At 62.0% G+C, this 14,350-nt stretch carries 14 protein-coding genes; 1 reads left to right on the plus strand and 13 read right to left on the minus strand.

Translation table 11 applies throughout. From position 1 onward, the window contains the following. Positions 1-1,044 (plus strand): sulfatase-like hydrolase/transferase (locus tag Q4577_RS21010; protein ID WP_303472567.1); only part of this gene is annotated, 1,044 nt, incomplete at its 5' end. Positions 1,045-1,111: 67 nt separating this feature from the next. Here the strand turns inward: Q4577_RS21010 and Q4577_RS21015 are convergent. From Q4577_RS21015 to Q4577_RS21075, 13 genes are read right to left on the minus strand one after another with little or no spacing between them, the layout of a single operon-like run. Continuing rightward, positions 1,112-1,951 carry an amidohydrolase gene (locus tag Q4577_RS21015; RefSeq protein WP_303472565.1) on the minus strand — a complete coding sequence of 280 codons (840 nt, stop codon included), beginning with the start codon at positions 1,949-1,951 and terminating at the stop codon, positions 1,112-1,114. A gap of 1 nt (position 1,952) precedes the next feature. Further along, positions 1,953-2,891 (minus strand): aldo/keto reductase, encoded by a 939-nt coding sequence (locus Q4577_RS21020; protein ID WP_303472563.1) that lies wholly within the window; start codon positions 2,889-2,891, stop codon positions 1,953-1,955. Further along, positions 2,888-3,979: an ABC transporter ATP-binding protein gene (locus Q4577_RS21025; protein WP_303472561.1), complete on the minus strand. Its 1,092-nt coding sequence runs from the start codon at positions 3,977-3,979 to the stop codon at positions 2,888-2,890. The genes Q4577_RS21020 and Q4577_RS21025 overlap by 4 nt, the downstream gene beginning before the upstream one ends. A gap of 14 nt (positions 3,980-3,993) precedes the next feature. Beyond that, on the minus strand, positions 3,994-4,896 hold the full coding sequence (locus Q4577_RS21030) for a carbohydrate ABC transporter permease (protein ID WP_244690811.1): 903 nt from the start codon (positions 4,894-4,896) through the stop codon (positions 3,994-3,996). 43 nt (positions 4,897-4,939) lie between these two features. After that, positions 4,940-6,187 (minus strand): sugar ABC transporter substrate-binding protein, encoded by a 1,248-nt coding sequence (locus tag Q4577_RS21035; protein ID WP_303472558.1) that lies wholly within the window; start codon positions 6,185-6,187, stop codon positions 4,940-4,942. A 56-nt stretch (positions 6,188-6,243) separates the two neighbouring features. Beyond that, the gene (locus tag Q4577_RS21040; protein WP_303472556.1) at positions 6,244-7,113 is read right to left on the minus strand and encodes a carbohydrate ABC transporter permease; all 870 of its coding nucleotides are present in this window, start codon (positions 7,111-7,113) and stop codon (positions 6,244-6,246) included. Next, positions 7,113-8,213, minus strand: coding sequence for an enolase C-terminal domain-like protein (locus tag Q4577_RS21045; protein ID WP_303472554.1), 1,101 nt, complete (start codon positions 8,211-8,213; stop codon positions 7,113-7,115). The genes Q4577_RS21040 and Q4577_RS21045 overlap by 1 nt, the downstream gene beginning before the upstream one ends. Positions 8,214-8,225: 12 nt before the next feature. After that, positions 8,226-9,665 (minus strand): aldehyde dehydrogenase, encoded by a 1,440-nt coding sequence (locus Q4577_RS21050; RefSeq protein WP_303472552.1) that lies wholly within the window; start codon positions 9,663-9,665, stop codon positions 8,226-8,228. Continuing rightward, positions 9,662-10,468, minus strand: a complete 807-nt coding sequence (locus Q4577_RS21055) for an HpcH/HpaI aldolase/citrate lyase family protein (RefSeq protein ID WP_303472550.1) — start codon at positions 10,466-10,468, stop codon at positions 9,662-9,664. The genes Q4577_RS21050 and Q4577_RS21055 overlap by 4 nt, the downstream gene beginning before the upstream one ends. Then, the gene (locus Q4577_RS21060) at positions 10,465-10,746 is read right to left on the minus strand and encodes a UxaA family hydrolase (protein WP_280520656.1); all 282 of its coding nucleotides are present in this window, start codon (positions 10,744-10,746) and stop codon (positions 10,465-10,467) included. Before Q4577_RS21060 ends, Q4577_RS21055 begins: the two co-directional genes overlap by 4 nt. Continuing rightward, on the minus strand, positions 10,743-11,906 hold the full coding sequence (locus Q4577_RS21065; RefSeq protein WP_303472547.1) for a UxaA family hydrolase: 1,164 nt from the start codon (positions 11,904-11,906) through the stop codon (positions 10,743-10,745). The genes Q4577_RS21060 and Q4577_RS21065 overlap by 4 nt, the downstream gene beginning before the upstream one ends. 2 nt (positions 11,907-11,908) lie before the next feature. Next, positions 11,909-12,838, minus strand: a complete 930-nt coding sequence (locus Q4577_RS21070) for an amidohydrolase (RefSeq protein ID WP_303472545.1) — start codon at positions 12,836-12,838, stop codon at positions 11,909-11,911. Between the two features lie 23 nt (positions 12,839-12,861). Then, a complete protein-coding gene (locus Q4577_RS21075) occupies positions 12,862-14,346 on the minus strand; it encodes a tripartite tricarboxylate transporter permease (protein WP_303472543.1) in 1,485 nt (494 codons plus the stop codon). Positions 14,347-14,350 lie beyond the last annotated feature (4 nt).

The raw sequence follows: 14,350 nt of genomic DNA on the forward strand, positions 1-14,350 counted from the left end.
GCCGAGGCGCTGATCCCGGCCGATGATCTGGAATTCGCCACCCCGCGCAAGACACCGTTTTACGGCACGATCACCAAGGGCACGCATATGGACGAAAAGCGGGTCATGGCGGGGATCGAGCGGCTCGAGTCGCTTGCGGCCGGCGACAAGCCATTTTGCCTGATCGTCTCATTGCCGGGGCCGCATTTCCCGCATCACGTTCCGGCGGATTGGGTGGCGCTGTATGACGATCTGCCTGCCGATTACATGCCCGACAATTTCATCCCGCAGTTCACCGAGACCGGCAAACCCCAGGCCCAGGGCGCGCCTTACTGGCCCTGTCAGGACACCCGGGGGCTGGACCAGCAGGACTGGCGCCGCACCGCGCAGCATTATTTCGGCTTTTGTTCCTTCATCGACGATCTGTTCGGCCAGTTCCGCCGCAAGATGACCGATCTGGGGCTGGACGACAGCACCTCGCTGAGCTTCACCGCGGATCACGGCGAAATGCTGGGCGCGCATGGCTGGTTCGACAAGGGGCCGTTCTTCTACGAAGAGGTGATGCGCATCCCGATGCTGATCCGTGACGCGGGGCAGGCGGCGGCCAAGGTCGACGACGGTTTTGTCAATTTCCGCGATCTTTTCCCGACCATGGTGGCGGGCAGCGCGGGCGCCGGAATTCTGACCGAGGCAGAGACCGCGCGCCGGTTCGGCGCCACCCGGCAGGACCATGCGACCTATGGCTATGACGCCTATCAGGGCCGCCAGTTCAAGTTCCGCGGCATCCGCGAGGCGCGTTACAAATACGCCTGGAGCCCGCATGACATCGAGGAGCTCTACGACCTTGATACCGATCCCGGCGAACGGAAAAACCGCGCCGACGACCCGACCCTGGCCGAGGAAAAAGCCCGGCTGAAAACCCGGTTGTTCGACTGGATGCGCGCCGAAAACGACGCCCTCGCCCATGGCGGTTACCAACTGCCCGTCGGCAGCTATATCGACGGCCGCCCCGCAAACGAACAACACGACCACCAGCAACACCTAAACCCAGCGTTGAAACAATGAAAATCACTGAAATCAAAACTTATATGCAGCAGCGGGTTGATGACGCGCGTTGCAGGCGCGGGGGCGGTCAATAAAGCGTCAGGGCGTTGTCGCGGTAAATCGCGGCGACGTCTTTTTCGGCAACCCCGGCGGTTTGCAGGATGTCGTCGAGCAGATCCCGCCAGTGACGCGGCGTGGCAAGCGCGGTGGCGACCGGCCAGTTGCTGGCATAAAGCAGCCTTTCGGTGCCGAAGAGATCCAGCAGTGCTGTCACATGGCGGCTGGCCAGTTCGCGGTCCCGGGCAAGATCGCCGGTCAGCGGCAGGCCAGAAAGTTTGACCCGCAGGTTGGACAAATCGGCCAGCCGCGCCATCGCATCGCGCCATGTGCCAAACCGGGCGGGATCGCCGTCGGGCAGGCCGAAATGCGCCAGAACGCAGGTCAGGCGGGGATGGGCGGTGGCCAATGCGGCGACCGCATCAAACAGGGGTTGCGGGGCCAGAACCTCGACAATGGCGTCGACATCGCGCAGCGCGGCACAGGTTTGTGACGCCGCATCGCTGCGCAGATACTCCTCTGGATCGGGATCAAGCAGCGGGGTGAAGCGCAGGCCGCGAAACGCCGGATGGCGGGCCTGTTCGGCAAGCTGCGCCGCATGGTTCGGATCGCGCAGATCAATCCAGCCAATGACGGAGCGAAACACATCATGCTGACGCCAGAGATCAAGGCAGTGCAGGGCATGTTTCACCGTGGCGGGACCATGCACAAGCACCGCACTCTCTGCGCCGGTGTCGGCCAGCACAGGCACCAGATCCCCGGGCAAAAAGGCCTTGCCGGTCAGCGAGGGAAAGGGTGTTTCGGCGATAAATGTCTCGCCCCGGGTGCGGTCCCAGATATGGACGTGGGTGTCGATGGCACGGGCCGGCATGTCAGCTCTCTCCGGTGGGGTCGGGGATGTCCAGCTCTGCCAATGCGGTCCAGAAACCTGGCGGGACCGGCGCGGCAAGGTCATCAAGGTTGGATTTCATCCCCGCCGGATCAGTCAATCCCAGCACCAGACGTGTGACCGCCGGATGCGCCGCGCTATATTGCAATGCGGCGCGTTTGAGCGGGATGCCCTGAACGTCGCAGACCAGTTTGATCGCGCGCACCCGGGCGCGGATCGCGTCATCCGGGCTTTGGTAATCGAACCGCGTTGTCGGGTCGTCGGGACCGGTGGCAAGGATGCCAGAGTTGAACGGCGCGGCCAGTTCGACCGCAACCCCGCGCGACAGGCAGAGCGGGAACAGCGCCTGTGCGGCGGATTGATCAAGCAGGGTGAAGCGCCCGGCCACCATCAACACGTCAAGATCCGCCTCCTGCAACAGGGCCAGATGTGTGGCGGCAAGATTGCTGCCACAGCCAATCGCGCCGATGACGCCCTGAGATTTCAGCTCGGCCAATGCGGGCAGCGCGCCCTGCAGTGCGGCCTCGGGCTGGGCGTCGCAATCGTGGACAAAGGCGATGTCAATCCGGTCAACGCCCAACCGGGTCAGGCTGGCTTCGATCGACCGCAATGTTGCATCGCGGGAATAATCCCGCCAGTCGCCGGGATTGTCCTTTGGGTTGCTGACCGCGGCGGCATAGTCGCGGTAGCGCCCGACCTTGGTGGACAGGACATAGGCGTCCCGCGGATGCCCCCTGAGCAACCGCCCCAACCGTTCCTCTGACAGGCCGCCGCCATAGAGTGGCGCGGTGTCGAAACGGCGCACGCCCAAGCCCCAGGCGGCGGCCATCATGGTGTCGGCCTCGGCATCGGAAATGGGGGCGGCATTTGTCGTCCCCAACAAACCAAAGCCAAGCCCCACCGGTTTGATCGGCGTGGTCATCGGATGCGTTTTTCTGATTTTGGATCAAAGAAATAGGCATGTTTCATGTCAAAGGACATGGGATGCGGCGCGCCTTCGGCCATTGTGACGCGGCCCCCGGTCTTGCCGATCATTTCATGATCCCCGGCGGAAAAATGCACCAGCTTTTCGGTGCCCAATTGTTCGATGAGGTTGATCGGCACGGTGATTGGCGCGCTGTGGGCCGTATCGGCGGTCATGTCTGCGGTCATGTCTGCGGCGGGGCGAATGTCATCCGGGCGGATGCCACAGATCACGCGTTCACCAGCCCGCAGGCCATTGGGGGTGGCACAGGTGATTTCGCTGTCCCCCAGTTTCAGACCATCGGGTGTGACCATGCAATCCACCAGGTTCATCGGCGGGCTGCCCATGAAACCGGCGACAAAGACCGTGTCGGGATCGTGAAAGATTTCATCCGGCGTGCCCTGTTGTTCGATCCGCCCGTCGCGCATGATGACGATGCGGTCAGCGAGGGTCATTGCCTCGACCTGATCATGGGTGACATAGATGATCGTGTTTTCAAGCCGTTGATGCAAGCGCTTGATTTCGGCCCGCATCTGGCCGCGCAGCTTGGCATCCAGGTTCGACAGCGGTTCGTCAAACAGGAACACCTTTGGATCGCGAACAATGGCCCGGCCCATGGCGACACGCTGGCGTTGGCCACCCGACAAGGCGCCGGGTTTGCGGTCGAGCAGGGGCGTCAGTTCAAGGATTTCCGCAACCTCGCGCACGCGGCGTTCGATTTCGGGTTTCGGCATCCGCGACAATTGCAGCGAAAACGCCATGTTGTTGTACACGGTCTTGGACGGGTAGAGCGCATAGTTCTGGAACACCATCGCGATGCCGCGTTCCTTGGGGCGCAGACCGTTGACCACCCGGTCGCCGATCGACACCTCGCCGCCGGAAATGGTTTCCAGACCGGCGACCATGCGCAGGGTGGTGGATTTGCCACAGCCCGACGGGCCGACGAGCACACAGAATTCACCCGGCTGGATCGAGATGTCGATCCCGTGCAGCGCCTGATGGGCACCGTACATCTTGACGAGATTGCGGATTTCAATACGTGACATGGGGACTCCGGGACTTACAGACGGCGCGCTTCGTTGCGCAGATAAAGCAGCGTGAAGGCCGCCGAGATGATGAGGATGGACACGGCAACCGTGGCTGCCTGGCTGAATTGGAAATCCACAAAGGCAAGGCGGAAGGTCAGCGTTGACAGAACTTCTGTTGCACGACCGGGGCCACCGCCCGTGGACAGCCAGACCAGCGGAAAGAGTTGGAAGGTCCAGATCAGGTCAAGCAGGGCCACGCCATAGATCACAGGTTTCAGCTGTGGCAGGGTGACATGCCAGAATTTGCTCCAGAACCCGGCGCCGTCGATTTCGGCAGCTTCATAAAGCTCGCGCGGGACGGTTTGCAGGCCGGACAGAAAGCTGACCATGATGAACGGATAGCCGCGCCAGGTCGAGATCAGCAAGAGGGACCACATGGCAAGGTTGGGATCGCCCAGCCAGTCCAGCGGTTCCGTGGTCAGCCCCATCCATTGCAGGATATAGTTGATCAGGCCAAAGGGGTTGAGCAGCAATTGCCAGTTCAGCGCAACCACAACAGCGGTGAAAATCCATGGCAGGACCAGCATTGACCGGAAAAAGGTCCGGGCGCGGGGCGCGATATCGGCGTTGACCAGCAACGCCAGACCGATGCCGACAACCATGTGGCCCAGCACCGACCCAACGGTAAAGAGCAGCGTGTTCAATCCCGCGCTCCAATAGCCGGGATCGGTCAGAAGGGTTTGATAGTTGGCGAGGCCGACATAGGTCGGGTTCCGCTCGACGATGACATTGTCGTAGAGCGAATATTCCACCACCTTGTAGAGCGGCACGGAAAGCAGCGCACCAAGGATCACCAACCCTGGCAACAGGAAAAAGTAAGGTGTGCCTTTGGTGGTCATCTGGCGAATGGTTGAGGTCACTTGATCGTCCTTCATGCAAGGAGGACCGGGCGGACAGGCGCCGCCCGGTCCCGGCGTATCATTTGGCCAGTTCGATCCAACGCGCCTGAACGGCGGTCGCGGTCTCTGCCGGGGTTTGGTCACCCCGCAGCATGGCCTGGATTTCTTCGGTCATGACGGACCAGCTTCCGACGGCCTTGGGGGACTGGCGCATTTCTTCGACCGGGGTGTCGCCGGACAGGATGTCCATCTGTTTGATCAGGGTTTCATCCGCGCCTTCGCGCACCGCATCCAGCGCCTTCAGGTTGCCGGGCAGGGCGTTGGCGGCCTTGGCCGCGCGGGCATTGACCTCTGGTGACAGCAGATAGTTCACAAAGGTCCAGGCATCTTCCTTGTTGGCGCTGTCGGCCGAGATGCCGATTTCCCAACCATGCACCCGATAGGCGTTTTCGCCGTTCGACGGCACCCGCACCAGCGTGTAGTCCAGTTCAGGATTGCGGCTGGTGATCGAGCTGGAATGCACACCCGGTGAAATCAGGAACCCGGTGCGTCCGGCAATGAATTCCTCAAGATCGACACCGCCGGTGCGCGATGCCGCGCCGGGGGCCATGCCGCCCGCGTCGTTCATGTCTTTGAGGTATTGCAGGGTTTCCACCACTTTGGGGTTGTCGAAATTCGGCGTGGTGTCATCCATGATCCGCCCGCCATTGGCATAGAGCAGCGGCAGGAAGGTCAGGATCGGGCCGTTCGATGGCGGCTGAGAGGAGAAGGGCATGCCGATGCCGGATGTGCCATCCTGCAACGCCGAGATCGCGCTGGTCTGTGCGGACAGTTCCGCCCATGTGGCGGGAGGGGCATCAAAACCGGCTTCGCGCACCAGGCCCATGTTGACATGCATCACAAACGGAAAGGCGTTGAGCGGCACCATCCACGTGTGGCCGTCGATCTTGCCCAGCGGGGCCTCGACCAGATCACCGGTGGCAAAGCTGTTGTCATCCCGCGCGAGGTAGTCGTCCAGCGGTTCAAGAATGCCGATGTCGAGGAATTCCTTGGTCCATGGCATGTTGAGCCCCAGCACATCGGAACCGACACCAATCGCGCTATCGGTCACGATGCTTTCGCGCACCTTGCCAAAGGGCTGGGTGACAAGCTTGACGGTGATGTCGGGGTGTTTGGCTTCGAAATCGGCCACCAGTTCGTCATAGAAACCATCGGTGTTTTCGGCAGCAAACCATTGCAGCCATTCGATTTCGCCGGCCTGTGCGGCCAGCGGCGTCAGCGCCGTTGCGGCCGCCAGCGCGAACGCGGTCATCCGGGTCTTGATCATTGTTGTTTCCTCCACTTTTGGTTGTCCGGGGCGTGTTGCCCCGGTTTTCGGGTTTCTCACCCTTTGACGCCCCCAGCGGACAGACCGCCGACGACAAATCTTTGAACAAGCATGAACAGGATCAGCACCGGCAAGGAGCCGATCACCGAAAAGGCCATCATCTCATCCCATTTGAGGCCGAATTCGCCGACCATCATCGAAATCCCCACCGGCACGGTGCGCATGTCCATCGACCGGGTCAGTGCCAGGGCAAACAGGAATTCGTTCCAGGCCAGCAAAAAGGTATAAACCGCGGTCGAGATGATGCCCGGCAATGCCACGGGCAAAAGCACCCGCACCAGAACGCCCAGGGGCGTACAGCCGTCGATGGTGGCGGCTTCGTCGAAATCCTTGGGGATTGTGTCGAGATAGCCGTTCATCATGACGATGGAATAGGGCAGCGCAAAGGTCAGATAGGTCAGGATCAGACCCCAGAGCGTGTCATAAAGCCCAAGAAAGACGATCACGCCGAAATAGGGGATCAGAAGCGTGATGGTCGGCACCATCTGGGTGGTGATCACGAACAATTTGGCCACCCGGTCGCCAAAGAAGCGATAACGCGAAAAGCCGAATGCCGCGAGCGTGCCAATCACCAGCGACAGCGCAGTGACGGCCAGACCAACAACATAGCTGTTGATCAGAAAGGTGCGGAACTTGGGGTCGGTCAGCACCTTGGCATAGCCGCCCCAGTGAAAGCTGTCGGGCAACAGGCGCGGCGGCAGCGAAAAGGTTTCGGTGGTCGGCTTCAGCGATACCGAGATCATCCACAGGATCGGAAAGACCATGATGAAGGTCACAACCGTCAACGCGATATAGATCCCCGCTTGGCGCCAACGGCGCTGGCGGTCCTCGTTTACTGTGCGACCCTGTGTGGCAACATCCGCCATCACATCACCTTTATCGTAGCGTTGTCGATGAAATCCCAATCCAGGTCGATGCCAAGCCCCGGCGTCTGTGGCAGGTGGGCATGGCCGTCGCGCACGTCGATTGGATCTTTCAGACCGATGGCAAACAATTCTTCGGGCACCAGCACCTCGAAAAACTCGTTGTTGCGGATCGCGGCGGCGCAATGCAGGTTCACCAGTTCCAGCGGGTGATAGATCGCGGTGTGGATTTCGCAGTTCATGCCATGGGCTTCGGCCAGATGTGCGGTTTTCATCAAACCGGTGATCCCGCCGGACCAGGATGCATCGCCACGCACAATGTCGATGGCGCGGGTCGCGACCAGTTCGGCCACGCCTGCGGGGTGGTTTTCCGCCGTTTCACCGCCGACAATCGGGATTTTCAACGTGTCGCGCAACGACCGCATCGACCCGTGGCATTCGTCGAACATCGGCTCTTCGAGCCAGTAATAATTCAGCTCTTCCAGCATTTTGCCGAAATGCAGGTTCTGTTGGAAATTGAAGTTGCTGACCGGATCGGACATCAGACGGAAGTCCGGTCCAACCGCTTCGCGGCAGGCGCGGTGGGCCTCAAAGGCAACCTCGATATCCGCCGGCGGGTGCAATTTATAGGCCGCCCAGCCCTTTGCCTGAAGCTCCTTTGCCTCTTGTGCATAGGCCTCGGCGGTGGGCAGGGTTAGCGACGAGCCGTAAATTGGCACGCTGTCACGCACGGCGCCAAGATGTTTGTACAGCGGCAATCCCGCTTTCTGCGCCTGCGCCAGATGGCAGGCAATGTCATAAGGCGCATAGCAATAGGACGGGGTGAAATTCCACGCCCGGTTGAACCGGCGATAGTCATGCCAATGCTGTTCGCGGTAATCGGGGTCACGGCCAAGAAAGAAGGGCCGCAGCAATTCGGCCGAGACCGCGCCCATCGCCAGCGCGCTGCGCCCGGCAAAGCCAAAGGTTTCGACGCTCATGCCTTCGTCGGTGTCAAACCGCATGGCAAGGAATTCAAAATCAATCGGTTTGCCGTCTTTCAGGCTATAGGATTGTTCTGGTTCATGCCGGCAGGCGCGGATTTCGATATTGGTGAATTTCATGGGAAAGCTCCTTCAACCCGCCAGATAAGCGGCGTGTTCGGTCGTATAGAAATCAAGGGTGGAGGGGCCGACAGACCCGGTGCCAAGCCCGGAATCGCGGATGCCGACAAAGGGCATGTTGTCGTCGGGTGCGGTTCCGTGGTTGACGTGGATCATGCCGGTTTGCAGCGTGTTCATCGCGCGTTGGGCAAAGTCCAGACGATCGGTAAAGATCGCACTGGTCAGGCCGTAAGAGGTGGCATTGGCACTTTCCAATGCGTCGGCATCGGTGTGGTAACGTGTCAGCGTCAGCACCGGGCCAAAGATTTCATCGCGCACGGCGGGGTTTTGCGGGTCATCGGAGGCCAGCAGCGTTGGTTCGAAAAACAACCCGTCTGGCGATTTCGCGGGCGCGTGCTGCTGACCGCCGGTCAGGACAGTGGCGCCCTCAAGCTCTGCGGCGCGGACAAGATGCATGATCCGGTCAAGCTGGGCCTTTGTGGTGATCGGGCCCAGCGTTGTGGCCGGGTCGCGCCCCGGGCCGGCGGTCAATGCGTTCATGCGTGTGATCAACCCGTCGCGCACCGCATCATAGATCGCGTCCCGGGCAATCACCCGGCTGATCGCGGTGCAGCGTTGGCCCGAACACTGAAACGCCGCGCCGACAATGGCATCAAGAGCGGCGTCAAGGTCGGCCACGTCATCGACGATGGCCGCATTCTTGCCGCCCAGTTCCAGCGACACAGGCACCAGGTTCTGACCCGCGACCGCCCCGATCTTGCGGCCTGTAGCCACCGATCCGGTAAAGGAAATCGCGGCGATATCGGATGCCACCAGCTGTGCGGCGACATCACCGGCACCATTGACAAGGCAGAGCGCCCCATCGGGCAGGATGCCCTCTGCGGCGCGCACCAGCCGCATGGCGGCAGCGGGGGTGAATTCCGAAGGTTTCAGCACCACGGCATTGCCGGTGGCAAGGGCCGGCACCAGCTTGCGCAGGGGGGTCAGCACCGGGAAATTCCAGGGCGTGATGGCCAGAACAACCCCCAGCGGCCGGCGCAGGATTGTATTGGTCCAGCCCGGCGCACGGCCCGGCAGGGTCTGGCCGCCATGCGACCGGGCAAAGCCCAGCATCTGGCGTGCTTCGCGCAGGGATTTGCCGATCTCGGCCTTGGATTCTGCCAGTGGCTTGCCCTGTTCGTCGGTCATTTCCCCGGCGAGGCTGTCGGTCTCGGACTCGATCCGGTTCAACCATTCGACCAGCCGGTCACAGCGCTGGTTGGTGGTCATCGCCGACCAAAGGGCAAAGCCCTGTTGCGCGACGTCCAGGATCTGCGCCAATGCATCCGGCGTGGCGACCCCGTAACGGGCGACAACGGTCCCCAGGGCCGGATCGCGCGTTGCAAAGCCTTCGGCGCCCGACCAATCTGTCGGCGCGGGCAATACCGGCGGCTGAAGTGTCATGTCGCTCATGCCTTGTCTCCTGCTGCTTTCAAACCTGCGATCATCGCCTGTGTGCCGCCGCGCAGCATGGCCTGATCCGAGCCGGCCGGAACCACCTGCGCCCCGCGTTTGACCAGGGCCTCGACCTCGATGTTCGGGGCGGGCAAGGCGCCAAAGACCTTGCCTGCGGCCAATGTGGATTGCAGCACGGTGTCAAAAGCCGCGCGGAACGGCGGTGCATCGAATTGCCGGAACAGGCCCATGTTGGCGGACAGATCGTTTGGCCCGACAAAGACCCCGTCCAGCCGTTTCAGCGCCAGGATGTCATCGAGGTTGGCCACCGCTTCGGGGGACTCGATCTGGACAAGCACGGTCAAGGCATCGTTGGCATGGGCGAAATAGCTTTCGGCGGAATAGCCCCAGTCGGCGGCCTGGATCGCGCCCACCGCGACACCGCGGCGTCCCTCGGTCGGGAACAGGGCCGCGTCGAGAATGGATTGCGCCATTGCGGCGGTGTCGACCTGGGGGGCCAAAATGCAATTTGCCCCAAGGTCGAGACACCGTTTGATGCTGCCGGATTCGTGGTCGGGCAGGCGTACCATGACAGCGGTGTCAAAGGCCGCCAGCGCCTGGACCTGTGCTGCCAGCCCGTCAAGCCCGCCGCGCCCGTGTTCCAGATCAATCAACAGGTAATCCAACCCCGCCCCCGCCATCAGGCAGGCGGCCTCGGGCGAGCCGAGGGTCGACCAGGCACCCGATACGGCCTGTCCGTCGGTCAGTTTCTTTTTGAAGATGCGTCCTTTTTCCAGGGTCCGCGGCAGAGAGTCGGTCATTCCGTTTCCTTTGACGTCGCATAGGCACTGACGAGGTTGTGCACATGCACATGTGCCCCCGCCGGGATGTCGGTAGAGGCGCGGCCAATCGGCCAGCCGCCCCGGTGAATGGTCGCGCCCGCCGCAATGTCGAGCAGGGCGATCTTGTGAAAGACGGGGATGGCGTCGCGGGCGGTCAGGGCATGGGATGCGGTCTGGACCGTCATGCCCGGGCGGGCGTCGGCCAGCAGATAGGCGACCATGTCGTCGGGGCGGACCATATGGGCTTTGGTGGTCATATTGCGGCTCCGAAACGGCTGATGGATTCTGCGCCTTCGCCGATGATCTCACCCCAGGTGAGCCGGCCCGAGGCCGTGGCGATGATCCCGGCCATCAGATCCGGTGCAAGATCGGCCAGCGTTTGGCCGGTGAACCCGGCAGAGGCGTCAAAGTCGATCTGGCAAGGCAGGTTTCTGGCGGTGCCGGCATTGGCCGTCAGCTTCAGCGTCGGGGCCAGCGCGCTGCAATAGCTGTTGCCAAGCCCGGTGGTGAACAGGATCATCTGTACCCCGGCGGCGACAAAACCGGTCAGGGATTCCGGTGAATAACTGGGGGCGTCCATCAGGTGCAGACCGGGCGCAGCGGGCGCTTCGGCATAAGACAGAACCGATTGAATCGGGCGTGATCCGGCCTTGAGCACCGCGCCGCTGGCCTTTTCCTCGATCGTGCTCAGACCTGCCCTGATATTGGCGGCGTTGGGGTTGGTGCCCAAAAGATCCAGCCCCGCCGCATGGGCCATGGCCAGCCGGTTGGAGACCGCATCTGTCAGCGCCGCGCCAACCTCTGGTGTGGCGGCGCGCCGGGCCAGTTCATCCTCGGTGCCCAGCCATTCGATGCTTTCGCCCAGCACGACGCTGCCGCCCGCATCCACCAGCCAATCGGCGATTTGCCCCAAAAGCGGATTGGCCACCAACCCGGACGAAGGGTCGGACAGGCCACATTCAAAGCCAAGGAACAGGTCAGACATCGGGCAGGGCACCGGCCGCATGGTCGACAGATCGCGCAAGAGCTGCGCGCCGTCACATATCGCCCGTTGGCTAAGCACCTGGGCATCGTGGTTGGTGTCATCCAACCCCAGCGCGGCATAGGGGCGGCCCGATGCTTCGACCACGGCGATCATCTGATCCAGGCGCGTGCGGTCCGCGCTGATCAGCAGGACCGCGCCGCAATTGGGATGTGTCGCCAGCCCGGACAGGGCCGCAGTATGAAAGTCGCCATCGGCGGCAATCATGCCCATGCCATACATCGTCCCGGCAAAGACCGTGCCGGGCAGGGCCGCCGCCACGCGGCGCGCGGCGGCATCGGTCAGCCCGGTGCAATTCAGAACCAGAAGATGGTTGCGAATGCCCGGCCGCCCGACAGGCCGGGGATAGCCAAGAAATGTGTCCCTGTCCGACATGATCAGAAGAACGCCCGCTCTGCGGTGGTTTCAAGCAGGTCGGTTTTTTCCGCCTGCGTCAGCCCAAGTCCCGCGTTGACCAGATCAAAGGCCGCTTTCAGATTATGCGGCGCTTCATATTCCAGCACCGGCAGGTCAGAGCCCCACATCAGCCGCTTGGTGCCGAAGGCGTCGATCAGGGTGGTGATCTGGCCTTTCAGGGCGTCATAGGGCGGCAGGTCGAATTTGTTGAAACCGGAAATCTTGACCTGGACATTGGGGTATTTTGCCAGTGCCGTCAGACGGTTCAGCTGTTCGGTATCGCCGGGCATCACGGTGCCCATGTGGTCGATCACCACCATTGTGTCGGGGTGTTTTTCGCTGAGCGCGGCCAGATGCAGCAGCGCGTCGTTGTCCATATTGGCGTTGTTGCGGATCAGCGGGCAGATGTTCAGCCCCTCGCGTGCGGCCATGTCATACATCGCGTTCATTACCGGGGCGTCGACCCAATCGGCGGTGCCAAAGCCGCGCACGCGGAAACCTTTGACGCCCTCGGCCTTCTTTTCGACCATCATGTCGGGGCCGTTTGCCTCGGTCTCGCCTACGGCGCCAACCACGGCAAAGGTGCCGGGCGAAGCCTTGGCCGCGTCGGTGAGATAGGAGCTGTCAAAGCCGTGATACCAGATGTGCTGGATCAGAACGACGCGCCCCACCGCCATTGGCGACAGCGCCGCGAGCAAGCCGTCGGTTGGCACCTCGGCCGGGTTCAGGTCGGCGGCGGTGCGCCCTTCGGCCATGGGATAGGCATCGAGGTCATTCGACCAGGCATGGCAATGGGCATCAATCCCGCCGGTGCCGCCCTGGGCCATCAGACCCCGGGGCATCATGGTGGTGGCCAATGCGGCGGCCCCTGTGGCAAGCGCAGCGCGGCGTGTGAAATTGCTGGGGGTCATTGTCTGTCCTCTTCGTGTGTCGGTTATTGTGTGTGGCGTTTCAGCGATGCGCTGTTCCGCATCCGCATGATCACCGGCAAAACGGCGACCAACACGGCGACGACCAGCATCCCGGCGGCGATGGGATAATCCGCGGGCGAAGGGATTTTGCCGTTCGACAGCATGATCCCGGCGCGCATCTCGGCCTCGGCAATCGGCGCCAGAACAAAGCCGATGACAAAGGGGCCGAGCGGCAGTTTCAGCCGCATCAGGATCGCCCCCAGCACGCCAAAGAACAGCAGCACCCAGACATCGAGAATACGGTTGTTCGCCGCATAGGTGCCGATCACGCAGAAGACCGAGACTGCCGCAAGGATGAGTGCGCGTGGAATTTCCACCAGCCGTGCCAGAAAGGGGATGAAGCTGATCATCATCGCGAACATCACGAAATTGGCGATGCCGTAGGTCATGACGATGGAAAAGACGATTTCCGGGTTGTTGACGATCAGCAGCGGGCCAAGCTGAACATTGTGAATGAGCAGCGCCCCGATCAGGATGGCGTCAACGGTCGAGCCGGGAATGCCGAGGCTGATCAACGGGATCAGCGACCCGCCGATCGAGGCATTGTTGGCGCATTCGGTCGAGACAAGCCCCTCTTCCGCGCCTTTGCCGAAACGTTCCGGGGTTTTTGACAGGCTGCGGGTGGCGGAATAGGCGACCATCGCGGCGATATTGCCGCCGATGCCGGGCAGCAGCCCGATCCAGGTGCCCAACAGCGAAGACCGCAGCATGTTCCATTTGTGCGCGCCAAAGCCGCGCAGCTGGCCGGTCAATTCGCGCAGGCCGACGCGTTTGCTTTCCATCGGGACAATGCCGCCGCCCGCGGATTGGATCACCTGGCTGAGCGCGAATGTCCCCACCAGCACCGGCAAAAGGCTGAGACCGGCGGACAGGGCAGGGATGCCAAAGGTGAAGCGGATATTGCCGCTGGTCGGGTCAATGCCGGGGAGGGAAAACAGCATTCCCAGAAAGCCGGCCATGATGCCTTTGGAAAACGACCGTCCGCCCAGCGACGAGATCAGCACAAGCGCCATCATCACCATGGCGAAGAATTCCCATGGACCAAATCGCAGCGCGATCGAGGCCAGTGGCGGGGCCACGACAAGCAGCAGAACAAAGGAAATCACGCCGCCCACCAGCGAGCTGAGCACACCCAGCGCCAATGCGCGCGCGGCCTTGCCCTGGCGTGCCATGGGAAAGCCGTCGAGCGTGGTGAAAATCGACGAAGGCGTGCCCGGCATATTGATCAGGATGGCCGAAATCAGCCCGCCGGAAATGCCGCCGACATACATCGACACCAGCAGCGTCATCGCGTCGGTGTCTTTCATCAGATAGGTCATCGGCAGCGCCAGCGCGATCAGCATTGTGGCGCTGAGACCGGGAATGGCGCCGACCACGATGCCAAGGAAAACGCCGAGGAACATCATCATCAGGGGGAAGGGGGCAAAGAGGGTTGCCCCGGCTGTCATCAGG

The sequence above is a fragment of the Marinovum sp. 2_MG-2023 genome (genome assembly GCF_030548265.1).
Taxonomy (GTDB): Bacteria; Pseudomonadota; Alphaproteobacteria; order Rhodobacterales; family Rhodobacteraceae; genus Marinovum.